Consider the following 26507-nt stretch of genomic DNA (forward strand, 5'->3'; position numbering starts at 1 on the left):
TTAAAATCCTTTTGACTGATGCTGCGCCTCCAGCGTGGCAGGAACATTCGGTCGCGCGAGCATTTCGGCTTGCTGCTCCTGGAGGGCTTCCCATTTTGCCTCGCTATTGGACAACATACTACATATGGCGGCGATTATCAGGCTGCCAGACGCCACAGCCCCCACAATCCACCCCCATGTAGCATTTGGAAGCAGGGAAGGGATAAAGGAGTTGGTTAGGGTCGTCACAAACGTCAGCATACACAGAAGAGGGCCTGTAATCATACTGATGACCAGTATGGGAAAGGGGATCACGCAAGTGCGTCGAAAGGCTTTCCCTTGCCGCCCGGCCAGAATCGCAAGCAAGAGGAAAGGAAACAGAAACGAGATAATCCACACCAGTAACAACCCAGCCCCTAACACGTTATACATTATGTTGCTCAGATCTGCGGATTGCTTGAGATTGAAGAGGGGAACTACCATATAAATGAGCGCCGTTGCCAGGAGGCCAAACACTACTTGAGTTCCCAGCGCCGTTGCAGGAACCCGGTGCCGCGTGACTTGCGCCAAACGCATTGAAATTTGTTGATGTAAAGCGGAGACCACCAGAAGGCGCGAGAAGCAGACATTGAGGGCGACTGGGATCATCATAAAGTAAAGCAAGAGGCAAAAAGCCATGACGCCCCCCATTGCCGAGCCAAAGACACGATCAATGGTTCCTATTAGTAGCACCATCGGATTGATCGTCTGTTGCGCAACTCCCGCCCCTTGAATTACAAGGACACCAAATGTAAAGACAATATAGCCACCAAGCGTCAACAGGGTTCCCCACACCAGATGGCGTGGAATGGACTTCCTTGTTTTAGTCTCACCAGTCAAGGACAGAGGCATATCAGAGCCCAGTAGTGCCAGCGTTGCACTCCCTAGCAGCGCTAGATTCCCCTGTGGCCCCAACACCACACGCCAACCAGATGCATCAACCAACATTGTTGCCGAAGGATGTCCTTTCAGAAGCCAAACGGCCATAGCAGCAGCCAGAAACAGTGTCGCGCCACCCATAGCACCTACTGCCACATTAAGCACATGCTGAACCGCCCGAGTTCGCTGCATCGACAGTGCCCAGGTAAGGAGCAATACGCAAGCAATGACGCAACCTTGCTGCCAGGGAAGTGGGAACCAAGTGGGATTGAGTGCCTGAAGCAGCGCCACAACGGCTGCACAGGCATTCACCATCGAAAGAATGCCTGGTAACCAGGCGCACAGTCCAACGAAGAAGCTCCACCGTGGACCAAGGACATGAAACGTCCAGTTATAGATGCCCCAACGGAAGGGTAGAGGTAGGCTAGTTGAGCCATCACCAGGGAACAGGGAACAAAGAAGAGGATGCCACAGAGAAGCCAGTACAAAAAACTCACTGGACCACCAGCGGCAAGCGGTGTGATATTGGTTACCCAGAAGACATTCAGCAAAAACAACCCTGTCATATCTGCCGTCCCAAAGACCGCAGGCATAATTCGAGGAATGTATCGCTCTGAAGGCAACAACGCCGCTTGCTGTTGAGTCGTTGAGGATGAAAGAGGGGCAATTGGCTCTTGGGGAGGACCGAGAGATCGCATACAATGCTCCAATCTATCATGAAGACAAACATACAATAAGGCATACATTCAGTAGAAAAATAGGTATGAAACACTTCCAGGGATCGGCATTACCATTCATCTCGCTTGATGAGTTTTGCTGCCCATGCAAGAGCAGGAAGGTGTTTTTTGTTTATTCAATGTGTTCTGAACCCAGATCAAAGATGGTCATAGGGAGACAGAGGTGATCAACAATATCGTGGTCGTCAAGAAAACGTTTGATGATGTTGCGGAATATCTCAGATGCCTTCGCTCTTTCCCAACGTAGCAGAATAAAGCCTTGTTTATTGGCGAGCGTCTCCCCATACAAGAGAATAGATGCCCAGCCCGTTGCGTCGTTACGCTGATTGGCAGCGTCGATTTTGTCTGTTAGCTCTTCAACGAGAAGCTTCAACACCTCCTTATTACAAAGTATGAAAAGACATTCCATTGCCGTTTTCTCTCGCTGACGATGTGCTGAGACCTTCTCTTCCATCATCTCGTTCCTGTTTTCCTTCATGTCTTAAGTAGGTCGATGACTAGTTGCCAGAAAGAAGTCAAATGGTGTTTGGTAGGTATCCATTCATCTCAAGATGAGAAATCACCAGATCAAAACCTCTCAAAATCAATGCCAAGCTCTCTCAGAATCATTGGGTTATTGAATTGGTAACGCCAAACGGGGATTAGTATCGAATCAAATTCAGAAGAAGAATGGCAATGAGCATGAGTGAACTGGCCTCCTCATTGGTTGGGTGGGCGCGACGACTAAGAGAAAACCAGTTCACGCCTGCTCAACGCTATAAGTGCCTTACCCGTAGAGTATGTGAGGTAGATTTTGTTGAGAAGCTGTTTCTCCAGATGTCATAGTCGCTTCTTGAACAGCTTGCAATAATTTCTGAGTGGTAAACGGTTTGCTAAGATAGATCTTCGCTCCTGCCAAACGAGCTTTTAAGCGTTCGACAACTCCGTTGTGTCTGGAGATCATTATGATCGGGACAGATTGCCAATCTGATTTGGCGCGCACGTGACGGGCAATCTCGTACCCATTCATTTTAGGAAGTTCAATATCGAGAATCAGCAGGTCTGGAAGGCGCACGTCTAGCTGTTGAAACGCGCGCATCGCGGCGATGCCATCGGGAAAGCTCTCTACAAGATACCTCTCACGGCTGAGTGCGATGCCTACCAGCTTGCGGATGGTCGCAGAGTCATCTATTAGCACAATCTTTCTCTGTGGTTGCATAGATCAGGTCTCCTCACTTCTTCTTCAAACACAAATAGATGTACGTGTTTGCTTGCTACTTTAGTAGCTGCATGGCTCCCCGCTCTCACTTCATAGATTCCTCAGAAATTTGGTTCATTGCATTTGTGTGTTTCACTACAGCACATTTCTGAGCATAGCAGATCGTCTAGGACATAACTGGGACAGCATAGACATAGAATATGCTAATTTGGGGACGGAAGTGGTGCAGCGAGAAAATGGGTTAAATAGTCGATAGGAAATACGATATACTTTGGAGTAAAACAAGGACAACAAAGAGAGGGAATGAGATGACCGATACAAGCATTCTACCAGATGGTTTCTGGGTGCGCCCTGCGAAAATTGATGACCTGGAAGCGGTCGTACGAGTACAGAACGCACAGGAGTTGGCAGATTTTGGACAGTTGCTCTCAGATAGAGAGAGCCTCAAGCGGCTCTGGCAGGGGCATATTTTTGACCTCCAGGCTGATACGTGGGTTGTAGGTGCGCCAGATGGACGCATTGTGAGCTATGCCAGTGTTAGAGGACCAGGACGGGTGCGGCTCTTCGCCAATGTTTGGTTGTTCCCAGAGTATACTGGGCATGGCATCGGCAGCTATCTCCTGCGGTGTGCTGAGAAGCGAGCTCTATCCTGGGTTGGCGAAGCCCCAATGGGAGCCCGTGTCACTATGGGCGCGAGCTGGGTTGGCGAGCGCAACCAGCGTGCCCAACACCTACTGGAGTGCGCCGGGTATGAAAAGATCTATAGCTTTGCTCATATGGAGCTTGAGCTTGATAGACCGTCAGTATCACCTCCCAGTGACGAAAGCATCATCATACGTGAGTTTTGTTCAGGTGACGATGAGCAGGCGGTATATGTCGCCGATGAGGAGAGTGCGCGTGACGAGCAGGGGCATGTGCCTCAAACGTTTGAGGTGTGGCGGCAGTGGCATCTTTCAGATACCACGTTGCTCTTCGTCGCCTGGGACGGAAGCGAGGCTGCAGGCCTTGTGCGCGGGGAAGCGATGGGTGAGCAGGGATGGATTTGGCACCTTGGCGTCCGGCCTCGCTGGCGGCGGCGTGGCTTGGGTATATCTCTGCTCCAGTATATTCAAAGGGAATTTGCGCGCCGGGGCTTGCGCGCGATGAAGCTAAACGTGGATATGTTCAGCTTAACAGGGGCATTTCGGCTCTACGAGCGCGCCGGAATGCGTACTAGCTTCCACTACCACACATTCGAAAAAGAACTGCGCGCTGGACAAGATACACGCGTTTGATGCTCCAAGCATCCCATACTATCTTAGGAAGAAACTTAATCAAGACATGGTGGCTCTTACGCACTTTCCGTGCTCAGCAATTTCAACATCCTGGCCAAAACACACCCAGAGAGCGATGAGGTCAATTTGCATTGAAAAGATGATCAAAGCCATCTCAAAAGCCTTCCCATGTCTTGTGAGGCCGTATGATACCTAGCTCTCCGTATTGTTGAGCACGGAAAGTGCGGAAGATCCGGTAAAATAGACAGTAAAAGAAGAGAGGTATTAATCATGTAAATTTATAGCACCACTTGGAAATTTTAAGCGCAGTATACATATTTTAAGGAGTTGAGATTGCTATGGACGTATGTATCCGTGAAATTGAAAAAGAAGACTACCCTGCGGTTTTGTCTTTGTGGAATGATGAGATTGGCAATAAATGGGTGACTGCTCAAAACATCGCTCCGCATTATGACAGAGTAAAAAACGATGATAATTACAAAACATTTGTAGCTGTAATTGATAATGATGTTGTTGGATTTGTTGCTTCCGTACAAACCTATGGAGTAGGCTTTGAGGAACAATTTATGCAAATTAATGGTATTGCAATTAAAAGCGATAAACACAATAAAGGCATTGGAACAAAGTTGATTCGGTTTATCGAGAAATATGCACAGGATAAAGGCATAGTAAATATTTACTTATGTTGTGGTATACAACGTACAAATGCACATGCTTTTTATAAGCGTAATGGTTATGACAATCATTCATGGTGTTTTGGTAAAAAACTTTAATTTCCATCAATTAACAATTTTAGTGGAAAGGCGGTGTATCACTCGAATACACCGCCTTTGTATATATTCTCCTAAAACTATACGTATGGCAGTAGCTTCAACTTGGGGATCGCCGCTTCAAGAAGTTCCACAAATGCTGGGTCATGAACGACCTGTTCCCAGGCAGGTCGCCAGAAGCGTTGCTGAATGTAGGTAATCACATACGAGTGATCTGCACGAGGGAGGCATGCCAATGCCTCAGTGTGACCAAGATTGGCTGCGTGGATGGAGGCTAGCCCTTGTGCCTCCTGCATCATCAAGCTCAGAGGAAATGGTCCTGTGACGCTGGGCCTTGACTCGGTTCCCAGATCCTGAAGGCGTACGAGCATTGGAGCATCTGTCGTGAGATCAGTGGCTATCTTGCACATGAGGGTGAGCCTATCTTTACAGAAACACAGCAATTTGAGGCTCATGCCCTCTGAACATTGTTGTAGAGCATTTGGAAAGGCAAAGATGCTGCGCCCAAATTTGTATCAATTTGATTGTATGGAGGGTTACACAGCCTTATAATGCCTTACCAATTCATCCCTTCCTCTCAAGCTTGCTTCATTCAAGTCCACCATTTGACTTGTCTGCAACAAGGGTCGTATTTTTTTGAGGTGCGTATCGCATTGTGATCCAATAAAAGAGGGCTGCCAAGGAAAAAGGGATCACGCCAATGAAACTTGCTATGAACTGCATTGGAGTGAGAAGGGGGTCAGCATGTGTGTCTACGAGCAGAGATCTCACGAGTGGGGAGAGAACTAGACCATACTCGATGGAGAGACTTAAAGATATAAAAAACAGAGCCATTCCTCCGGTTAAAAGATATTGCTTATACCAGGGACTGGATTCGCCTTTTACCTGCATCTCATTCCACTGCTTTATTCCCAATACAGTGACCACAATGGCCAGTATCCCCCCAGGCCATTGATGGTATACATAGGAATGTCACATGAATGATAGATGATGCCTAGGATAATACTTATGAGCATCAGTACCAGCCCCAGCCAACCTGCCCCCTCTCTAAATGTGAGCGCTTTCTGCTGTTTTCCCCTGGTAATTGCTGCATGATTTTGAACTTAAACTGATAAAAAGTGAAGAACATGTTGCTCATCCCGCTCTATTGGTATGATCTTGAAATGAATGCCCTCGCATTATACTCAATGGGTAATTCAAACACAACGCACATTTTCCTTGCCTGATCTACAAGGGGCCTTTGTTCGTGCGCGTGATGCGCAGCGATGTGAGAGAGGGATAGATGACGAGTTCTCCCAGAAACGTCGCTCATCAATCCTTGCAGGTAGACGAGCGCTCGTTAGTGAGGCTCTCGTCGGGGAAAAAGTGCCTGATCTGTTGCCCCAAATCGTTGAAAGTCGTCGTCCACACTTTCTCGGGAGATGAACTGGTTGGAGGGAAAAGAGAAGACATTAACAGGATTCTCATTGCGTTCTGATTTTTGGTTGGTGACTCCCCTCCTGCACGCCGTGAGCACCGCGGAGACAGACGGGGGTGAGAAAAAGAAGCCATGTGTCAACAGAAAAAGGCAAAACAAAGTGAACGAGCAGGAGAAGATTCCACATACCATAAATCTTCCCCACTCTGCTGAATTCGTCTCTTAAAATTCGATGGATTCCCGCTCGTCCTGCAAACGCATCTGCTCTTCAACAGCTTGAAGAGCCTGTGCTACCTGGTCAATCGCTGTTTTTCCTTCATCGAGAATCCCCGCAAAGCCGAAGAACCCATGGATCATGCCAGAATATCTCGTCAAGGTGACACGCACTCCGGCTTGTTTGAGGCGGTCGGCATAGGCTTCCCCTTCGTCACGCAGCGGATCACATCCAGCCGTGAGGATCAGTGCTGAAGGAAGATAAGCTAAATCTCTGGCTTTGAGTGGAGAGATCCAGGGATGGCTCCGATCCTGATCGCCATAGGTGAGGTCCAAATCCCGTTTCACCGCTGCCTGATTGAGCACCATACCATCGTAGTCCTGCCAGGAACGCGTATCAAAGTCCGCATATCCGGAAGTACTTGGATTGATCAGGATCTGCAATGCAATGCCTGGCCCATTCCGATCTCTGATCATGAGGGTGGTAGCAGTCGCGAGCAAGCCCCCAGCACTATCGCCGCCAATAGCCAGGAGGCTGGCATCAGCATTGATTTCTGAGGCATGTGTTGCTACCCATTGTGTTACGGTGTAGGCATCTTCCCAAGCGGCAGGAAACGGATGTTCAGGGGCAAGGCGATAGCCCACAGAGACAATCAGCCAGCCAGAGCGGTTAGAAAGCTGGCGTAATGGACGATCGATTGTATCCAGATCACCGATTGTGCAGCCTCCTCCATGCAAATAGACAAGGACAGGCAAACCTGTCACGTCACGTGGCTGATAGATGCGAACAGGGAGAGGGCCACCAGGGCCAGGAAGCGTCCGTTGAACAATATGCAAGACTGGCTCCGGCTCGCCTGCCAGAGGATCAAGCCTATGAAAAGCGAGGCGGCTGGCCGCTATCTGCTCATTGAGGCTAAGGAGGTGCGCTGGTTGTGGTTTGCTCGCTGCATCCGCAGCCCATTGGTCGAGCAGCGCTTTGGCCCGTGGATTGAGTTGATGGTGCATCTGTTTCTCCAAGAGAGCAATATTCTGTACTGAGAACAGTGTATTGATCTGAAGGCAACCTGTACATCTTTTTTCAAAAGTGATATGGTAAAATACTTTCAAAAAATGAGGAAAAATGGCGTATGGCTTTGAAAGACGAGTATCTACTGGATGAAACCGGATGGAGCATTCTCCGAGAGCTACAAAGGGATGCGCGACTTTCTTTTCCTGAGGTAGGCCGGCGCGTGGGGCTCTCCGCGCCAGCTGTAGCTGAGCGAGTGCGCAAACTAGAAGACGCAGGGGTAATCACTGGCTATGGAGCGCGGATCAATCCGGCCAAAGTGGGGCTCCCTATCATGGCTTTTGTCCGTCTGACCACCACACCCATGACCGAGGCAGGCCTGCATACCTTTGTCGCAGAACTCCCTGAGCTTCTTGAATGTCATCGGGTAACAGGAAACGAGAGCTTTCTGTTAAAACTGGTTGTCACGTCCATTTCTCATCTGGAAAGCGTACTCAATCAACTCATGAACTATGGGCCGGTCACCACATCTCTCGTGTTATCCACGCCACGTTCTGGAGAACCTCTGAAACAAGAAGCTGTCAACAGAGAGTTTTCCGGATGACAAGAAAAGCGGAGAACGCTGAGGCGAAAGACCAGGGGAGGTCATTATCTCATCTACAGCTGTAGAACTAGATGAAATAAGATACGATGTCGAAGCGAAGGGAACCCACTTGCCTTTGTTAGTGAGTCAGATGTGCGAGCATGGTGTATCGCTCCTGCAACTCTTGTGCTCTCTCTTCAACCTCGGTAAGAGGCAGGCGTTTACACTCATAGCCTAATATATCTTGGTAAAGTGTCGTTGCCTCATCAGTAAAGATCACGGTTCCGTCTTCCTCGATCCTCTCAATCCCGTCTAGGCGCAGTCCAGCATGGTTGATCTGGAGAGCGCGATGCATACTTATCTGATGAGGTAAGGCTATCTCAATGCCATGATTATGGACCAAAACGGGATATCCACCTGGGAGTCCGCGTGGGCCTGGAGCATGCATCAGCTCATGCGAGTCTTGTACGATCCCTTTAAACATTGCCATCGCCGATGCTGCTGTCATCAATAACCCGGTGTCGCCACCAGTGCGCTGGAATGTTATTGGTAATGCCTCAAACACGCTGCGCGTGTCAATGTGGAGTGTGATGTCCTCTCCATTCGCCAGAAAGGTCGCGTGAAAAGGCAGACCATCGATGCTGGCACGTGACAGACGATAGCTCACGGCACGCGCCATCACCAGACGTACATCAACCTGCTCAAATGGCTCATTGAGAGAGGAGGCAAGAGCCAATCTTATCGCCGGAATGTTATTCGCGAGATCTCCAATGCCTGTGGTTGGAGCCAGTCCAACCTTCTGTAAGACAGGATGAATCACATCTGGATAAATAGCGTTCAGTACAAGTGGTTTCACCCCACTGAGCTTCACTGCTTGCATCAGCTTATACACGAGAGAGAGATGTAATGGGAGCCGAGGACCCATTGGGGCATGGGCCAGTTGTGTGGCAAGTGATGGAGGTAATGACTGGGTGCCACCAAGGCGCTGACGTGTGGCGGCACATACGACAATCGTTGGCTGGAAATGAGCAATCGTTTCCGCTGCCTGCTCAATATTATTGAGGTCTAGAAACGAACACTTTACTTCTGGCGTATATCCTAACTGAAGCGCACTGAAGAGAGAGAGATTGACTCGTGGCTGAAGGCGATCAAGATGTCTTCCACCAACAAGAAACTGATGCTTTCCTGGGATACGCAGAAAGAGATCCAGCATTAAGGACCCAAGATCCCCTGGTCCAACAAAGAGTACACGATGATTCACCTTGTCACCTGAAGAAATGGATATTGCTCAACGATGTGTTTCAGCGATGTCTCACGTTGCCACGCTTCTGGCACATCATGTTGAAAGATGGTAATGGCTTCGTCTCGACGTTTCTGACTTTTAAGTGCTATTGCGCCCCCAAACCCTCTTCTAAACACTGAACATAACATTCCAGGTTCTTGGAACCGATAGCGGCTCTCCCTTTGTGATTGAGAATCTCAAGTTGGTTCCTCTTTGGAACAGTACTGGTAGGAACAGCCGCCTGAAAACTATCAAAAGCTTGTAACGCCAGCTGGGGTTCCTGTAATTCAAGATACGCAATTCCCTGGTAATATGCTAGCATATAGATGCCATGATCGGCAGAGAGAAAGTGGGGATCATGGTCCGGGTTCTTGGGAAAACAAGCATACGCCATGGTGATATACATGTCAGTTTCTTGTTTGCGCCCTCTAGAGGCAAATGCTGCCGCAGCACCGGCATAAATACGTGAACGTATTAAAGGGGCCGCTTCTTTACAATAATCCAGCGCTTCGAGGTATGTTTGAAATGAATTGTCGGTTTGTTGATTATACTTGTAGGCAACAGCCAGGCCATTAAGTGCAGCACTGATGATGGTCACATCACCTGAGAATTTCGCATAGGTTGTCGCTTGCCGGCAGAGGGGAATCATGGCAGCGACATTGAATTGATGTGCTTGAAGGATACTTCGCAGGACAAGCCCTTGAGCTGCAAGCCGAGCAGCCTCTTTGCTTTTAGCAGCCTTCTGAATGGTTTCTGGTAAGAAGCTGGAGAGCATATGCTCGGCCAGTCCCCATTCCCCAGCATTACAGAGCCCCCAACCGTCCTCAACCAATTGCTGAAAATACCCACATTCCTCCTCTGTCAGAGAGAAGATATTCTGATGCATGAGGTGTTCCCACCACTCCGAAGGAAGCGTGTTGGTTCCTGCAAGTGCAAGCAATCCAGCAAGAATTTGGCGGCGTGATGCATCCATATTCTGAAAGGCTCCTCCTTGTTGTATGATTTCTGAAAATATCTGCTGCGTATGATCTTGTGACACCCCTGTTATCTGTGGCAATGCCAACGAGAACGGTGAGGTTGAGATGTCTGGTAAAGATTGAGAAGAGGGCATTATTTCGTATCCTTCTCTCCTTTTAGTATCCGCTCTCCTACGTATCTGCTCCTGTCCTTGTAAAAGCGTGGTATGCATGGCCTTTTTGGGGATATCAGCCATAAAGAGTTCGATATGCTGTGCTGTTTTCTTCCCTCTTGCAAGCAATAAGCGTCTGGTTCGCTCATACAATTGCAATGCTTCATCTGAGCATCCTTGTTGGACCAGAAGAACCAGAAGGCGGAACAGAGCATCCTGATCCGTTGGAAAACGAACAATATGTGCCTCAAGAGTCTCTTCGGCGGCAGCCGTTTGCCCCAGCCGCAAATACACCTCAGAGAGATTTCGTACCATCCGGCAACGGGCCATCCACAACGCCTGCCTCCGTTTTTTAATCCATTGGCATGTTACCCATTGCTGCAATCGATCCTCAACAAGCAACTCTCCTCGGAGTATGTGCTCTGCTTGCTGCCAGCAGATGATCGCTTTCTGGAGATCTGTTGTTTGCTCAGCAGATGAGATAAACATATCAAATGCATCAATATCAACCCAAAGTTGCGATTGGTCAGCAAGTTTTAACATATCTCGCTGAGACGTATGAAGGAGTTTCTCCCCAGTGATGGTCGTGAGCACCTTTGCTAATACTTTTGATGCTGAGCGCAGCGATTCACGCGCTTTGTCTTCTGGGCTTTCCGGCCAGAGGAGGCCAGCAAGTTGTGATTTCAAGGCCTGCCGCCCTGGTGAGAAGAGAAGGAGCTTCAACAGAGAACGTGCCGAGGTGCGGCTATTCCATGCAGAGGGGTTCTGTGATGGGGTCAACCATTCTACCTCAAAAGGTCCGAGGAGAAACACGCGAGCCACCAAAGGAGATATTTCTTGTCTGCCCACTTCTTTTTGATGACCAGAGGAAGTGTACGTCCATTGCTCTTCTTGCATTTTACCCCTCCCCATCTTGTCTATAAAACAAGCTTTTCCTTTTCAGATATATCTAGGGAGCATTATAGCATGCTCTGACGATTTTCTTGCTTAGGAATGTTTTGCTGTCCCACTCCCGTCCCACCTCTGCCCCACTTTTGCCCTAGAAGCAATGGTAGGCTTGATCCTATAAACGAGTGGCTAGCATATGTGAAGGCTGATAGAAAGCATCAAGGGTGCTACGTATCAACCTATTTGGGCTCTCATTTGCTTTCACCTGATGCATCATATTTCTTTACAAATTATCTCGCCTAATAGCTTCTCCTGAGTGGCCTGATTTTTTCGGGAAAGATCAGAGGGAAGCCTGGATGGCACATTTGTTGGAGATATGATCACTCATGAATTACGTGTATCCATCGTAGTTTCCCCAAAGGGGAAGAAAGGATGCCTCTATGGACGCTTCGTTGCTCGACCTTGATATTCAAGTCGAAACCATGCCATCGCAAGCTACCATAACGACTGATTCCTACACCACACAGTGTAACTGCACCTCATCGACGTCGTGTATTGATTTGCGTCCAAGCTGTCCAGACGACTAGGCGTTGTCATTGTAGCGCATCCCTGCCTTTGGGCAGGGATGTGTAATTCCTGAGGAGCCATTATGAGCTATCACCAAACTGGCCTCTATAATAGAACATTGCCACCTGAGCTAATGGAATTTGCCCATGCATTACGCAATCCCTCACAATTTGCTTTGAGAGAGAAGGACACCATTGGTATTGCAAATGGCCTCTCTGGTATTGCACTCCTTCCTCTAACACTTGCAAACATTTGCCCTTCACACGATTGGTTTGCAGTTGCCCTCTCTTATGTTCAGGAGATTGCACATAAGTCCCATACTCAACCTTTAGCTTCCCTGGACTCTATCACGGTACGAGTGGCGTCGTCTTTGTCCTCTCATTTCTGGCAAAACAGGATCAACGGTATCATGTTCTCTGCCAAAAAGTTCTGGCTCAACTCCTCCAACAGATAAGGACTTGGAACTGGTTAGAGCGAGATATACTTCCTGGGCAACGCAATTTTGAACTGATTGGTGGAGCAGCTGGTATTATTCGTGTGCTTCTGCTCCATAGGGACGAAGCTGCTGTCCAATCCACATTAGAGCGCCTTGTGAGATATCTTATTTGGGTAAGCGAAGCCCCGCAGCGTTGGCAACATTATCCAGATATTTTGGGGTCAATTGCAAGAGAGCGCTATCCTTATGGTTACACTGATCTTGGACTGGCTCATGGTATTACAGGTCCACTTGCAGTTCTCTCAATAGCATTGCTCCAAGGATATGCACTTCCTGGTATGCAAGGGGCTATCGAACGTTGGAGCACATGGTTAATCAAACACCATCTCACTCTGCCCTGGGGAAGAGACTGGCCGAGCCTCCTTCCTACGCAATATCAACTTCATGATTGTGTACCATCTCGCACAGCCTGGTGTTATGGGACCCCTGGCATAGCACGTACACTCTGGTTGGCTGGGCAAGCGCTTGGTAGAGAAGATGTATGCATCGTTGCACGCGAAGCTCTGGCGGCAGTTTTGCGTCGGCCTGCACGACAGCGGAATATTGATGACCCCCAAATATGCCATGGAATGGCTGGACTTCTGCTCATTTGTCTACGTTTTGCCTACGATGATGCTCAAGCGTGCTCTCCCTGGCTGCAAGAAGCGCTTCCTCTTCTGATGGCTGATGTATTTTCTCGCTGGAAAGAGAAGAAAGCACAAATGGAGCCAGGCTTTCTTACAGGTGCAGTTGGAGGAGCTCTGACGCTCATTGCAGCACTCACATCCCAGGAAGCGACGTGGGATCAAGTCCTGTTACTTTCCTGAACAAGGAGATTTACATATGCTAACACCATGGTACCAACCTGCCTCCTTTTTTATGGTCCGCGTTCCATCACTTCCATTCTCATTGTTTACCCAACTCGCTGAAAGTGGTCATATCGAAGACTTTCAAGAAAAGCGCCTGGAACAACGGTGGCACGAGGCTTACCTTATGAGTCTGGAAACGCTTGCTCAGTATGTGGGGCATCCTCTTGTAGAACAAGCCCTTATCATTGCTAGCCCCAGTTTGTATCGAGCACTTCATGAGTTGCCCACACAGCAAGTAGACAAAGATCGCCGAACAAGCAGAGCATATGAACGGCTTCTGCGCTATCTTATCCGAATGAGCAGTCGTCCTACACCATTTGGTACCTGTGCCGGTGTCGCTTTCGGATCATTTGCTCAGAAAAGCAACCTTCAATTGGGTGAAAAAAGAATGCTTGCCTTACGCCCTGATATGCGCTGGCTTTCCGCTTTTCTTTCCTCTATTGAAGAGCGCTTTCTTTCGAGTCTGAAGGTGCAAGTCTCCACTTCACTGACACTCCTCGGTCAACGAGCATGTATCTGGCAACAAAAACATCGAGGAACGCAGAGCGAACGTGTATGGCTCCGCATGACGCCTCTATTACAGACCGTCTGTTTGCACGCTCGTCAGCCCATATACTATATAGATTTGAAGCATAAGTTACTGAGCGATTTTCCGCATGTGCGTGACGAGCACATGGAGACGTTTCTCAGGACACTCTGTCAACGAGGCGTATTACTAACAACCTTGTTTCCCCCAGATGATGTCGAGCCACTTGCCTATGTACGCTCTCAACTTCAGACCAATACAGAAGTTGCTCCGCTTGTTAAACAGTTGTGCTCATTCCAAAATCTTTTTCGACGCCATCAAGCTCTGACCAATGCGCAGCTTGATGCGATTCAACAACAGCAGTCCACTCTGACTCCTCACTTTGAAGATGTCACGCTTCATGTGGATACGCGCCAGTCGCTTAATCAACATGAACTTACCTCAGAAATAGGTAAAAAAGCAGCAAGTATTGCCGAAACGCTGCTGCGACTGGGATTGTATCCGCTGGGCCTTCCTTCGGTGCATCGTGCCAGGAAACTTTTTCTTGAACGTCACGAAGAGCAAGAAGTGCCATTGCTTGATCTTTTTCGTCCTGAAGGGGTATTTGATAACCTCTATCAGCAGGATATGGATCTCAATGATCTACCAACTCGACAGCAACAACGCATTACTGAACGCAATCACTTTTTGCGTATGCTTGCAATGCAAGCAGTCAATGCCAGACAGAAACACATTGAACTCACGCCTGATCTTATAGAGCGGCTCTCATGCTGCCCGGCGACCCAAGAGCTCTCACCTCCCGCCTTACTTGATCTGTATATGCAGGTCATGGCTGAATCTCAGGATGCTATTGACCAGGGGAAATGGTATGGCTACGCCTCGCTTCTTCCTTTGGGTGGACGATCATATCGCCGCTTCCTCCACCTCTATGAACATGACGAGAGTGTACAAAGTCAGATCCGCGACCTCTGGCGAATCGATGATGCACTCAATCCTGAAACACTTCATGCGACATTGGCAATGTACCCTTCCAATATGCGGGACCTCAATGTTATGCACGGCCCATTATCAAACCAATATATTCTCCCGCTCCATCGAGCATCACTATCTTCAACAGAGCAAACCATTTTTCCAGATGATGTTCTTGTCAGCGTGCTGTCTGGTCAATTCCTCTTGCGCTCACGCTTCCATAACAAGCCTATTCGAGTCACGCAGCCACATATGCTTTCCTTTACTCATCTCCCACCAATGGCTCGCTTTCTCCTTGAGGCATCACATGATGGAGAGGCATTCCCTGGAGCCTTTCAATGGGGGGCAGCCGGTGATCTCCCTTTTATTCCTCGCTTGGTCCAAGGAAACACTATCTTAAGCCCGGCACAGTGGACACTTATGGAGGCAATACTCCAATTAGAAAACCATATAGTAGAACCTGTAGACTGGTTCCGCGCAATACAGCATTGGCGAGGACAGTGGAATGTTCCACGCTACGTTTATTTGCTGGAAAAGGAAGATCGATTACTCCTGGATCTAGAATGCGTCTTAATGGTTGATCTACTCCGACAGGAACTGTTCAAGAAAGGGCGAGAGAAAAAACAGTTACAACTCCAGGAAGCCCCTCCACTCGAACAGATGGCATGGCTTCGAGATCAAAAAGGAATATCGTACCTTTCTGAATTCGTTATTCCTCTCACGCGGAGGACGGCCTCACCTAGACCACCATCTCTACCATCTGTGCATAAAGAGATTTCACAAGTAGAACGCTGTTTTCTCCCAGGTCAAGAATGGCTCTATATCAAACTCTATCTTCCAGAAGGCCTCCACAATACTTTGCTCACTGGACCATTGCATTCTTTTCTCCAGGATCATCGAACATGGTTTCGTGGATGGTTTTTCGTGCGCTATCACGACCCCAGGCACATATTCGTTTGCGTTTCTTTGTACCTGATGAGCAACATCGAGAACAGTTGCTTCATGCGCTGCTTGTCTGGAGCCATGAGCGCCAGGCTGAAGGGCTTTTGTTACGAAGCACTCTTGATACCTATGAGCGTGAGACAGAGCGATATGGAGGGCCTGAAGCTATAAGCGCGATAGAATCAGTCTTTTGTGCTCAAAGTGAGGCTGCCTGTGCCCTCCTTCTTCAACAAAAGCAGGCTTCACCGTTACTATTTGAAGCCGTATATGCCCTTGATTACCTTTGGACAGATTGGGGCTATGACCTTTCGACGCGATATCAACTAGTGCAACGTCGATTTTCGCCTTACAAGGAACCACCGGCCTTGCGCGAACAACGAAAGCCTCTTCTTGCCTTTCTCTCAAACCCACCAGAACACACGAAAGCTACTTTTGAGCACCAACGATCTGTAATTTCACAGACCGCCCAGACGATAAGCCACTTAGCACAATGTGAAGCACTTTGTCGTCATGAAGAAGACATTCTCTGGAGTCTTTCACATATGAGTTGCAATCGATTACTTGGCACCAAGCGTGCATACGAACAGGATGCGTATCGCCTCTGGGTAATAGCTCTCAAAACGCGCTATCATACAGCATAATAAGATGAGAGGCGGCATTCTACCGCCCCTCATTCTCTTACATAGGCTGAACTTTAATATTCTCTTCGCCGAGAATGTGGGCCACCTGCTGATGAAGTTGAGGAGAAAAATCAATGGTGTTTTCATGTGGAGTCAGACGAACACACCATTCCCCATTACAGACCTCGATTTCGTAGAGATCATGCCCTTTGTCAGCTTGACGAAGGCAATCATGAAGATCATGCACCTTTATTTTGGCGTCTGAGATGGCAATTTCATCGCCCCCCAAGAATGTAGCGTGAACCAGACGAGGTGGCGCTGGCGATTCATCTCCTTCTCTACAGCTTGGAGTGGCTCGATTTTGTTACAGAGCACATTCACCTCGTCACGCTGCTCCCGGTACTGAGTTTCACCAGTCAGAAGCACTACCTTGTCTTCCTCGATATAGGCTTTAAAGGTCTCATAATCGCGAGGAAAGACTGTGACGACCATTCCTCCTTGTGCATCTTCAAGGGTGAAGCTACACATCATATCGCCTTTTTTGGTACTAAAGGCTCTAATGTTGGTGATGACCCCTCCCAGAGTGACCGCCTTTTTCCCGACCTCTGCACCTTTCTCTAGTAATTCTGCAGTGCTATGGGTCACGCGCCCATCAAATAAGTGCGCTAGGTAGGTTAGTGGGTGAGGAGAGATGTAGACACCAATCAACTCCTTCTCCCAGTCTAGGAGTTGCTTACGGGAAATCTCTGTCGCATCTGAAAGCGTAAAGGCCAGCGCCGCTGGGGCAGAGGCAAGATCTTTAAAGAGACTAAAGACTTCTCGTTCTCGCGCTTGACGCTCTCGTTTTCCATAGGTAATTGCTGTTTCCACCGAGGCTAGGAGCCGATGACGATTCCCTTCGCCTTCGATAGAATCCAGAGCCCCCGCTTTAATAAGATTTTCGATGACGCCTTTTCCCACAGTGACGCGAACACAAAAATCCATGAACGAGGTGAATGGTCCACCATCTGCACGCGCACGTAGTATCTCAGTGATTGGGCCTTCACCGATACCTTTGATGGCAAGCAAGCCAAAGCGAATATTACCCTCTTCGACTGAGAAACCAAGTTCGCTCGCATTGACATCTGGACCCAGTACTTTGACTCCCATTTTGTGTGCTTCAGCGATGAAGACAGCGATCTGTTTTGAGTCTCCAGCATCAGCCGTGAGAGCCGCTGCCATATACTCCGCAGGATAATTGGCTTTGAGATAAGCCGTATAGTAGGCAACCACCCCGTAGCTTGCAGCATGTGCCTTATTAAAGCCATAACCGCCAAAGGGGAGCACTAAGGTAAAGAGCTTTTCGGCATCCGCTGCCTTCATGCCATTATTGACGCAGCCTTGAATAAAATCACCTTTGTATCCCTCAACTTCATCCATCTTTTTTTTGCTCAAGGCTTTACGGAACTTATTGACTTTGCCCCAGGAGAAACCGGCCAAGTTGTTCGCAATCTGGAGCACCTGATCCTGATAGACAATAACACCGTAGGATTCAGCGAGCCATTCCGAGAGGCGGGGATCGAGATAGGTAACCTTCTTACGCCCATGTTTGCAGGCCACGAACTCTGGAATACTATCCATAGGGCCGGGACGGTAGAGTGCAACCATCGCCATAATGTCTTCAATGCATGTCGGTTTCAATTGCTTGAGATACTCGCGCATCTTCGCAGACTCAAGCTGGAAAACCGCGATGGCATCACCACGCGAGAGCATCGCAAAAGCATTCTCTCGCTTCTCACTCAAGACAGGATCAGGTATCGGGTCAACAGGAATCTGCTCCAAGAGCAATTCTTCGCCCTGGGTCTTGGCGACAAATGCGAGAGCTTCTCTGAGCACAGAGAGATTGGCAAGTCCAAGGAAATCATATTTGATAAGTCCGAGATTGTCCTCCAACCACTTATGCTCGTAGCCAGAGACCAGGGGTGTCGTAGGATCTTTGGGGTCTTTGCGCGAAAGGGGAACAATCTCATTAAGTGGTCTGGCCGAGAGGAGAACTCCCGCTGCATGCACACCAGTTGAGCGGTTGAGACCCTCCAACTGACGGGCAAAATCAATGATTTCGTGCACCTCTCCATTCTGGCGGTAAAGCGTGTTGAGTTCAGATACCTCATCTAATGAACTTTGGAGCGTCACCTTTGGCCCTGTCGGGATCAAGCGCGTAATCCGTTCTCCAAGCTCTGTCTTTCCCAAAGCACGGGCCACATCCTTGACCGAGCCTTTGGCCGCCAGGGTGTTAAAGGTTACCATCTGAGCTGTTTTCTCCAACCCATAACGCTGCATGGTATAGTTGATGACCTCTTCACGCCTGGAATCAGGATAGTCCATGTCGATATCGGGCATGTCGTTGCGTTCAGGATTCATGAAGCGCTCGAAGAGCAAACCATAGCGCAACGGATCCACATTGGTAATCCCCAAACAATAGGCTACCAGGCTACCAGCCGCTGATCCTCTCGCCAGACAAGTAATACCATGGTCACGAGCATAATTTGTAACATCCTGCTGAATGAGGAAATAACTGGCAAACCCTTTTTGCTTGATGATACTAAACTCATAATCAATCTGTTCCTGAACGCGCGTACTGACCTCCCCAAATCGCCATCCTACCCCTTTTTGACAGAGATAATAAAGGTAGTCATCGGGCGAGGAAAAACCGTCTGGAATATCAAAGATAGGTAATCCAGCCTTCTTGGCTGTAGGATCAATCTGACAGCGCTCGGCAAGTGTCACTGTATTTCGCAATATTTCAGGAATATCAGGGTACAGACGGGCCATTTCCTGTGGTGATTTCAGGAAATATTCATCAGAGTCAAAACGGAAGCGGTCTGGATCATCATAGCGATTATTCATCTGAATGCAGAGAAAGAGATCGTGAGCCTTAGCTTGCTCTTTGTTGACATAATGCAGATCATTTGTCAAAATGGCGGGCACATGCATATCCTGGTAGATCTGGTAGAGACCATTATTGCATGCATCTTGTGGAGATCCCTTGCCATAGTGCTGTTGAAATTCCAAATAAAAATTCTCGGGTCCAAAGACATCCTGGTACCAGCGAACAGCCCGTTGAGCTGCCTCCATATCCTGCTTCTCCACCAAGAGTTCTGGAATCTCCCCACCCAAACAGGAAGATGTCGCGACCAGCCCTTCGGAATGAGTTTGGAGCATCTTTTTATCAATACGAGGCTTGCCATAGTAGAGGCCATGAGTAAACCCCAAAGTCGTCAACTTCATCAAGTTCTCATACCCAACTTGGGTATGAGCAAGAAGCACTAAATGCCAATAGGCATTATTCTTTTTGGGTTTGTAGTTGACATCATCAACGAGATACGCCTCCATGCCAATCACTGGATGAATTCCCTGCTTCTGGCATTCCAGATAAAACTCCATCGCCCCATACATCGCTCCATGATCTGTGATCGCCAAATGCTCCATCCCTAAAGACTTGGCTTGCTTCACCAGTGTTGGAATACGACTAAGCCCATCCAGCAAGGAATACTCAGTATGCACATGTAAGTGCGCAAAATCGCTTGCCATTGTAAATATCGCTCCTCAACAAAATACTTACAGGCATTATAACTAATGTTCCTTTTGCCTTTGTCCAGGCAATTTTGTAAAACAACACAAGAAGAGGAGCACATTGACAAGAGAAAACCAGCCACAAAAGAGACAAAACATTGAAACGTCATTAACCAAAAAAGCCTAATTGTCCTACTCTCGTCCCATTCCCGTCCCACTTTTGTCTCAAGTGGCAAAGTGCATTTGAAGGAGAAACAGGCCAAAATAAAATATGTATATGGAGGCAATGAATACCTATTTTAGAAAACATTGACAGCATGGCTTCCCACAACAGTGGCAAAGAACGAACGTTTGTAGTGGCAATGACAATCTGTCACCTGACTGTATGCCGGAAAAATCGTTAACCATCTTTAATGAAGTTTATCAATTCAAGCCATTCTTTCCACATCATGAGATAAGTTATATATTTTTAGTGAAGGCTCAAGTGTATACCTGCAGAAGGTACTTTTAAGTCATTTTACCTCTTCCAAAGTTTTATCTTTGACTCAACTATGTTACAATACAAGACGTCTTTTATGTTTTTATTTCCTTACTTTTAAATAGATATATTCCTGTTTGTGGATATATTGCATAAATATCTGTTATTTGACAGGCTTTAACCAACAGAAGGTGACTCCTATGCATGCACCTAATCTACTTATGCCGTTTTCGCTCTTTATGCAAATTATGGAATTTCAATCTTTTGCGTGGAAAGAATCGAAGAGTACTCATTTCTTAGCTACATTCTTCCCTCTCTTCGTTGTTACAACATCCCCTGCTACAGCGCAGCCAACACCTCAGAATGGACAACTTCTTACTCTCTCATCAACGGATATAACAACGATTTTGGTTGCCATAATTAGTCTCATGGGAGGGATAATTGTCGCAGTAATTGCAGGGTTATATGGCCGCTATACGATGCGTCACCAAAAGAAAATCGAGCGGCTTTATGAAAAAGAAAAACAACAAGAACACAATACAGAAGAACAAGCACAAAAACTTCGACAGGATATGCAACGTGCTCAGAATATTCACATGCGAGCTCAAACATATCGGCAAGCAGTGAGAGTTGACCCATATATCTCTCGCCTTCAAATCTTAGATCTTAGTCGCCCTCTGGAGGTTTCAAGTATTTTTATCAGGGTACGTGTTCATCAGGAGGCACGTCTGCGCTACAAGTTAGATAGTACACTGCTTGAAGCAGAGGCGAAACGAGATCCTATTGCCCTTTTAGAAGCAAACATTAATCGAATTGAAGCTCGTACACACAATGCTGTTCAACCAGATGAAGCTATACGCCGCTACAAACACTGTGTCTTCGTTGGTGATCCTGGAGCTGGAAAGACAACACTCCTAAAATACCTGACATTGAAAGCTGCAGAGGGCTCTCTCCCAGGACTACCAGACCTCCCAATCTATGTTGAGCTAAATGCCTTTGTTAATTCCTCACATGAGCATCTCCTTGATTTTATTGCCTCACAATGGGATGAGAGATATGGATTTCCTTCAATGGAAGCACGTACATATATTGAAACCTGTCTTGATGAAGGGAAAGCTCTCTTGCTTCTAGATGCATTAGATGAAGCGATGATTGGTGATGATGATACAGCAGCCGAAGCTACCTATAGACGTGTCATAACAGCTATCACCAATTTAGCAGTTCGGTTTCGATCATCTCCTTTTGTTGTTACCACACGAAAAGCTGGCTATCAACAAAAAATGCCATTGAGAGGGTTTACTGAATTAGAAATTGTAGAATTTGGCATAGAAGACATTAAACTTTTCATTAAAAACTGGTTTTCCCACCGCCAAGACCAGAAGCAATATCAAAGTAGCCATGATCTACTCAAGAAGCTTGAGAGTAACGCGCGCATTCAAGCTCTTGCCACGAACCCCCTTCTACTCTCACTTATAACTATGGTTTATGAGGCACAACTTGACCTACCAGAGCGGCGCTCTGAGCTGTATAAGCGATGTACCGAAATGTTACTCACTGAATGGGATGCCAAACGTGATATTTATCGTCGTAGGGAATTTAAACCAGAGCACAAGCGTCAACTTCTGGCGGAAATTGCTTGGCACTTTCATCAACAGAGACGCCGCTATTTCCCTGAACAGGAATTGCTCACGATTATTGGGCAATTCCTGCCAAAAATTGGGTTAAAAATATCGAGTCAACGACGCATTTTAGCTGAAATAGCCAATGAGAATGGCCTACTCAAGCAATTTGCTCATGGATGGCATGGCTTTATGCACCTTACTTTTCAAGAGTATTTTGTCGTACAGTTTATCTCAGATCATCAACGAGCAGATCTCATATTGAAACACTACACCGATCCCTGGTGGGAAGAAGTCCTGTTGTTGTATGCAGGTTATGCTCCTGATAGCAGTTCTGTCTTAGCTGAATTGCTAGGACAGTCAAACGCCACACTTATACCAGAAGATATTTTTCACTCGAAAGCAATTACCGCAGGACGCTGTTTGGCAGAACGCCCCACAATACGCCAAGTTGTTCTCCGAGAGGAAACAATCAATCGGCTATTTGACCTCCTTTCTACGAAAACACATACTTTTACGAAAGAGCGTATAGCACAAGTCCTTGTGGCCATTGGTGGGAAAGAGGTTAATCAGCGGCTTCTACACATTATCAATGAGCAGTCTAAAAAGATTGTTGTAGCACAAAGCATAGCAGAAGCAATAGGAGATAGTGGTGACAGATCCATCATTGTTGAAATGATGAGCATCCTTGTTGATCCACAAATGCCCGTGCTTATTCGCCGAAGCATTGCCTACGCACTTGGAAAAATTGGGGATTCTTCCATTGTTCCAGAGTTGCTCCAACTCCTCGCTGATCAGCGCATAAATGCGTTGGTACGCCAAAGTATTGCTGAGGCACTTGGAAAGGTTGGGGATTCTTCCATTGCGCCAGAGTTGCTCCAACTCCTCGCTGATCAGCGCATAAATGCACCAGTGCGCCAAAGTATTGCTGATATTTTGGGAGGCTTAGGAGAACGTTCAGTTATTCCACGATTATTAGAACTCCTCAAAGTGCCCTCTTCTAGTGTCATTGTTCAACGAAGCATAGCGGAAGCTTTAGGAAGATTGGATCGTGCGGCAGTGATTGAGGATTTCATCAAGCTCTTGCATGATCAGAGTCTTGGACCATCCGCGCGTCAAAGTATCATAACTACTCTGGGAAAATTGGGGGAACGAACAGCTATTCCTCATCTCCTTCAGATACTTGACAATGACCAAGAACTCCTTATTGTGCGTCAGTATGCAGCAGAAGCCTTAGGTCGTTTGGGGGATCGCAATGTTGTTCCAGCGCTTTGGTCAGCGGTAGCACAACAACGAGGACAGAAGGACATTACAGTTCTAGCGGGGATTATCAATGCTCTAGCTAAATTGGGAGAACCTTCTGTTCTCCCTGCGCTCGCACGTATGGTGGAGAGCCCTCAAATCGATGTTTTTCTGCGTAGAATCATGATTGAGACACTTGGTGATTCTGAAGCCTCTTCAATAACATCCATCCTCCTTCAGATACTTACCAATCGAAAAATTACGCCGCTTGTGCGCGAGGATGTTGCCGAAATGCTAGGAAAGATAGGAGACAAAACAGTTGTCCCTCAACTCCTTCAGATACTTTCAAGTCAACAGCTAGACAATGGCATCAACCGTAAAATTGCTGGAGTCATCGAACAGCTTGCTGACGATGTTCAGACAATTACAATTCTTGGAGAACTTCTTTATGATTCAAATGTCGCAGAAGCCATTTACCGGGCAATGTGGTTCATTAGCAGGCGAGCAGGGGTAAGGCTGATTCACAATGGCTACACGTCTATGGATGCGTTCGATATTGTAAAGTGGTAGTTTTTTGGTTACAAAGAACTATCTTTTCGTTTGCCAACATTCATCATAAAATCTTTAAAAGATCTAAAGCTTTTCTCCTAATATTGTCAATGCAGCCTACTAATGTTCAAAGCAATCCTATATTCATGCAAATTCGATAATCTGCGTATTGCGTCGTGATGTAGGGCATAAGGGCTCCTGGTTGAAATGACCATGTGTATGAGGCACTTGTTCTCCAACCAGCAGAAATCATCTGAAGAGATAGTTCTTCTTATTTTCCGCACCAGGAGGCGCTGTTGAAGTAGTTAGCATTTGCATTTATGGTACTTGAAGCTCCTTAAGTACCCAGATTGTGAGGATTTAGGCCACTGTTCGCTTCCACTCAAATCTGTACACCAATTTGATAATTCCTCTAATCAATAGTTCACCCAAAAAGGGCACAATTGCCAGCAGTGGTGAACAACAGGTGACAATCAATAATTCAGGAAGACGTGGAGCAATCTCATGTGTACCACCGATCAATTCAGAGATGATAAAGAAAAGATAGATCCCCAGGACAAAGATGAAAAATGAATGGAGCGTGTGTTGCTGTTTGCGGAGTTCATAGCCGAAACCGATCAATGATCCAATGAGAGCCAACAGACCATAACTGTAAAATTCAGAAATGGGTAAGGCTCCATGAGTAACTGCAGAATTAACATACAAGAACGCAGCCGAGCTCCCAGCCAGAAGGGCTAGGAGGCTGCGCCATGAACCCAGGAGACTCCCACTGAGAAAATACCAAAGGAAGAGTCCTGTTATTGACAGTCCGACCTGGTATGTATTGGCCGTGGCCGCCGCTTGTGTGGGAGCATACAGCCCTAGCATGGTAAAGAGGACCCAACCCAATGCCGCATACATCCCGATCCAGAGCAGATCTATCCATTTGGGCTTCCTTTGCAGCAACGGAAAAACTGCTTTTGACGACACTGGCAAATATGCATAAGGATTCTTAAATTTAGGAGGTGTCACATCAATTCGTGCATCGTTATGAGAAGCGCTCTGTAACATGTAGTTATGAGGATGCATTGAAGGAACCTGACGGCGATATATTGGCAGCTGCGTTCGTGCTACAACATTCGTTGAGCGAGTCATCTCTATGTGACCTGGGATGTATGAAGCATTGACCAATTCGGGGGCATCAAGCATCTTCTCATCGCTCGGACTCGTGATCCGTGTAGTGAAAATGCTGTAGCTCTGGTGCGAGCGTTCAAGCGCAGTAGCGAAGGCACAGACATCCTGAAAGCGCTGTGAAGGTGTCTTCTCCAACGCTTTCAAGATTACCTGCTCTGTTCCGGGCGCAATGGACACAAATTGGCTCGGAGGTGGAGGTGGAACTGAGGTTTGTTTCACCGCAATCTCAGCGAAGGTCCCTTCAAAGGGTAGCCTTCCAGTGAGCCATTCATACACGGTAATGGCAAGTGAATATTGATCACTTGCAGGACGAGGATGCGCTTGAATCTGTTCAGGTGCCATGTAGGGAACGGTCCCTGCCATATCTTGAGTCGTTGGCATGTGCGTGCTCTGAGCAACGACCGCAATCCCAAAATCACTCACCAGAATCTCCTGATGGTGATCAATCAGCATGTTTCCAGGCTTAATATCACGATGAATACACTTGTGCATGTGTGCGAATTGTAAGGCTGATGCTACCTGATGTGTATAGGTTATGACCGTCTCAAATGGAACCTGTTCACCGCGTTTGTGGCGATCACGGAGAGAGCCGTAGGGAGCAAGATCCATAACCAAGAAGGGAGTATTGTCCTGGATATGGTAGTCGAGAACCCGAATAATATTGGGGTGCTGAAGTTGGGCAACAATACGTGCTTCTTTACGAAAATGCTCGATCTCTTGAGGATCTGCCAGCCGAGCATGGAGGATTTTGAGAGCAGCCTGCGTGCCTAAATGGATATGCTCACCCAGATAGACTTCCGCGAACCCGCCTGTCCCAATCTGTTTAATAATCCTGTAGTTGCCTATCTCCTGTCCATTCATAGAGGTCATAATGAGCTCCTCCTTGATCCTTTTTGTTTTACCACGTTTAGATCTCTCGTCCCAATTACAGCATGTCTAGATGTATGGTCAAAGGATAATGTTTGTCGCCGCTTTTGTCAATGCCTATCAGAGCAGTGACACAATAGGGTTGAAAAAGTTGCACATGATAGGAAACACCATCACTTGCGGTAATGCTGCTGACAAAATACACAAAATCATTGAAAAGGGTCAAACGTCTTGCCAGAATACTTGCTAAGGAAGAAAATGTATAATCTTGAAGTGTAGTGGACCCCAGAAGTTGGAGACAAGCCATTTCAATGGCAGGTCTATACTGTCTGGAAAGAGGTTCACATGGGCAAACATAAGATATACAACGCGGACCTGAAACTGCAAGTCGTGCTAGAAGTCCTCAAGGGCGAAAAGACCATGGCACAGATTTGCCGAGAACACGAGGTGGCTACGGATCTGGTGTGTCATTGGCGAGATGTCTTTCTCGAACGTGCTCCCCAGGTTTTTACCGATCCGCGCGTCAAGAGCCAAGAAGCCAAGGATGAACAACGCATTGCTGATCTGGAGCGAATGGTGGGACGGCTCACGATGGAACTGGACGCGTCAAAAAAAGCCTTGAGACTGCTGCCCTCTCGCGCGAGCAACGCCGAGAGATCGTAAGG

The 26507-nt window shown here is 47.4% G+C and carries 18 protein-coding genes and 1 pseudogene; 9 read left to right on the forward strand and 10 right to left on the reverse strand.

Going from position 1 to position 26507, the window contains the following annotated elements; genetic code table 11:
- The 4 genes from K3T82_RS36065 to K3T82_RS36075 form a co-directional block, all read right to left on the reverse strand.
- Nucleotides 1-1296: an amino acid permease gene (locus tag K3T82_RS36065; protein WP_236031794.1), complete on the reverse strand. Its 1296-nt coding sequence runs from the start codon at nt 1294-1296 to the stop codon at nt 1-3.
- Nucleotides 1206-1595, reverse strand: coding sequence for a hypothetical protein (locus tag K3T82_RS48415; protein ID WP_236031797.1), 390 nt, complete (start codon nt 1593-1595; stop codon nt 1206-1208). The genes K3T82_RS36065 and K3T82_RS48415 overlap by 91 nt, the downstream gene beginning before the upstream one ends.
- A gap of 151 nt (nt 1596-1746) precedes the next feature.
- On the reverse strand, nt 1747-2091 hold the full coding sequence (locus K3T82_RS36070) for a hypothetical protein (protein ID WP_220198312.1): 345 nt from the start codon (nt 2089-2091) through the stop codon (nt 1747-1749).
- A gap of 309 nt (nt 2092-2400) precedes the next feature.
- Nucleotides 2401-2832, reverse strand: coding sequence for a response regulator (locus K3T82_RS36075; RefSeq protein WP_220198313.1), 432 nt, complete (start codon nt 2830-2832; stop codon nt 2401-2403).
- 308 nt (nt 2833-3140) lie between these two features.
- On the opposite strand from K3T82_RS36075, the gene K3T82_RS36080 reads away from it, so the two are divergent.
- Together K3T82_RS36080 and K3T82_RS36085 are read left to right on the forward strand one after the other, a co-directional pair.
- Complete coding sequence (locus K3T82_RS36080) at nt 3141-4106, forward strand: GNAT family N-acetyltransferase (protein ID WP_220198314.1); 966 nt, start codon at nt 3141-3143, stop codon at nt 4104-4106.
- Nucleotides 4107-4444: 338 nt separating this feature from the next.
- Nucleotides 4445-4879 (forward strand): GNAT family N-acetyltransferase, encoded by a 435-nt coding sequence (locus K3T82_RS36085; RefSeq protein ID WP_220198315.1) that lies wholly within the window; start codon nt 4445-4447, stop codon nt 4877-4879.
- Between the two features lie 77 nt (nt 4880-4956).
- On the opposite strand, the gene K3T82_RS36090 is transcribed toward K3T82_RS36085, so the two are convergent.
- Nucleotides 4957-5286, reverse strand: a complete 330-nt coding sequence (locus K3T82_RS36090; RefSeq protein WP_220198316.1) for a hypothetical protein — start codon at nt 5284-5286, stop codon at nt 4957-4959.
- 1229 nt (nt 5287-6515) lie between these two features.
- Entirely contained in the window at nt 6516-7511 is a 996-nt protein-coding gene (locus K3T82_RS36095) for an alpha/beta hydrolase (protein WP_220198317.1), read from the reverse strand.
- A gap of 122 nt (nt 7512-7633) precedes the next feature.
- On the opposite strand from K3T82_RS36095, the gene K3T82_RS36100 reads away from it, so the two are divergent.
- The gene (locus K3T82_RS36100; RefSeq protein WP_220198318.1) at nt 7634-8116 is read left to right on the forward strand and encodes an Lrp/AsnC family transcriptional regulator; all 483 of its coding nucleotides are present in this window, start codon (nt 7634-7636) and stop codon (nt 8114-8116) included.
- Between the two features lie 118 nt (nt 8117-8234).
- Here K3T82_RS36100 and K3T82_RS36105 read toward each other — a convergent pair whose 3' ends face one another.
- The gene (locus K3T82_RS36105) at nt 8235-9356 is read right to left on the reverse strand and encodes a hypothetical protein (protein ID WP_220198319.1); all 1122 of its coding nucleotides are present in this window, start codon (nt 9354-9356) and stop codon (nt 8235-8237) included.
- Between the two features lie 127 nt (nt 9357-9483).
- Nucleotides 9484-11403, reverse strand: coding sequence for an AfsR/SARP family transcriptional regulator (locus K3T82_RS36110; protein ID WP_220198320.1), 1920 nt, complete (start codon nt 11401-11403; stop codon nt 9484-9486).
- A 431-nt stretch (nt 11404-11834) separates the two neighbouring features.
- Here K3T82_RS36110 and K3T82_RS50430 point away from each other — a divergent pair, with 431 nt between their 5' ends.
- The 4 genes and pseudogenes from K3T82_RS50430 (at nt 11835) to K3T82_RS48420 (ending at nt 16383) form a co-directional block, all read left to right on the forward strand.
- Nucleotides 11835-11981 carry an FDLD family class I lanthipeptide gene (locus K3T82_RS50430; RefSeq protein WP_220198321.1) on the forward strand — a complete coding sequence of 49 codons (147 nt, stop codon included), beginning with the start codon at nt 11835-11837 and terminating at the stop codon, nt 11979-11981.
- Nucleotides 11982-12309: 328 nt separating this feature from the next.
- A pseudogene (locus K3T82_RS36120) lies at nt 12310-13263 on the forward strand (lanthionine synthetase C family protein); the annotation flags it as partial.
- A gap of 16 nt (nt 13264-13279) precedes the next feature.
- Entirely contained in the window at nt 13280-15913 is a 2634-nt protein-coding gene (locus K3T82_RS36125) for a lantibiotic dehydratase family protein (RefSeq protein ID WP_220198322.1), read from the forward strand.
- Complete coding sequence (locus K3T82_RS48420; protein ID WP_236031776.1) at nt 15796-16383, forward strand: thiopeptide-type bacteriocin biosynthesis protein; 588 nt, start codon at nt 15796-15798, stop codon at nt 16381-16383. The genes K3T82_RS36125 and K3T82_RS48420 overlap by 118 nt, the downstream gene beginning before the upstream one ends.
- A 228-nt stretch (nt 16384-16611) precedes the next feature.
- Here K3T82_RS48420 and dnaE read toward each other — a convergent pair whose 3' ends face one another.
- The gene (gene dnaE / locus K3T82_RS36135) at nt 16612-19932 is read right to left on the reverse strand and encodes a DNA polymerase III subunit alpha (RefSeq protein WP_236031777.1); all 3321 of its coding nucleotides are present in this window, start codon (nt 19930-19932) and stop codon (nt 16612-16614) included.
- Nucleotides 19933-20592: 660 nt separating this feature from the next.
- On the opposite strand from dnaE, the gene K3T82_RS36140 reads away from it, so the two are divergent.
- Nucleotides 20593-23823, forward strand: a complete 3231-nt coding sequence (locus K3T82_RS36140) for a HEAT repeat domain-containing protein (protein WP_220198323.1) — start codon at nt 20593-20595, stop codon at nt 23821-23823.
- A gap of 339 nt (nt 23824-24162) precedes the next feature.
- Here the strand turns inward: K3T82_RS36140 and K3T82_RS36145 are convergent, their stop codons facing one another.
- On the reverse strand, nt 24163-25845 hold the full coding sequence (locus K3T82_RS36145) for a serine/threonine protein kinase (protein WP_220198324.1): 1683 nt from the start codon (nt 25843-25845) through the stop codon (nt 24163-24165).
- Nucleotides 25846-26187: 342 nt separating this feature from the next.
- Between K3T82_RS36145 and K3T82_RS36150 the strand changes: the two genes are divergently transcribed.
- Nucleotides 26188-26505, forward strand: a complete 318-nt coding sequence (locus K3T82_RS36150; RefSeq protein ID WP_220198325.1) for a transposase — start codon at nt 26188-26190, stop codon at nt 26503-26505.
- The last annotated feature ends 2 nt before the right edge of the window (nt 26506-26507 follow it).

It is taken from the genome of Ktedonospora formicarum, assembly GCF_016587355.1.
Classification (GTDB): domain Bacteria; phylum Chloroflexota; class Ktedonobacteria; order Ktedonobacterales; family Ktedonobacteraceae; genus Ktedonobacter; species Ktedonobacter formicarum.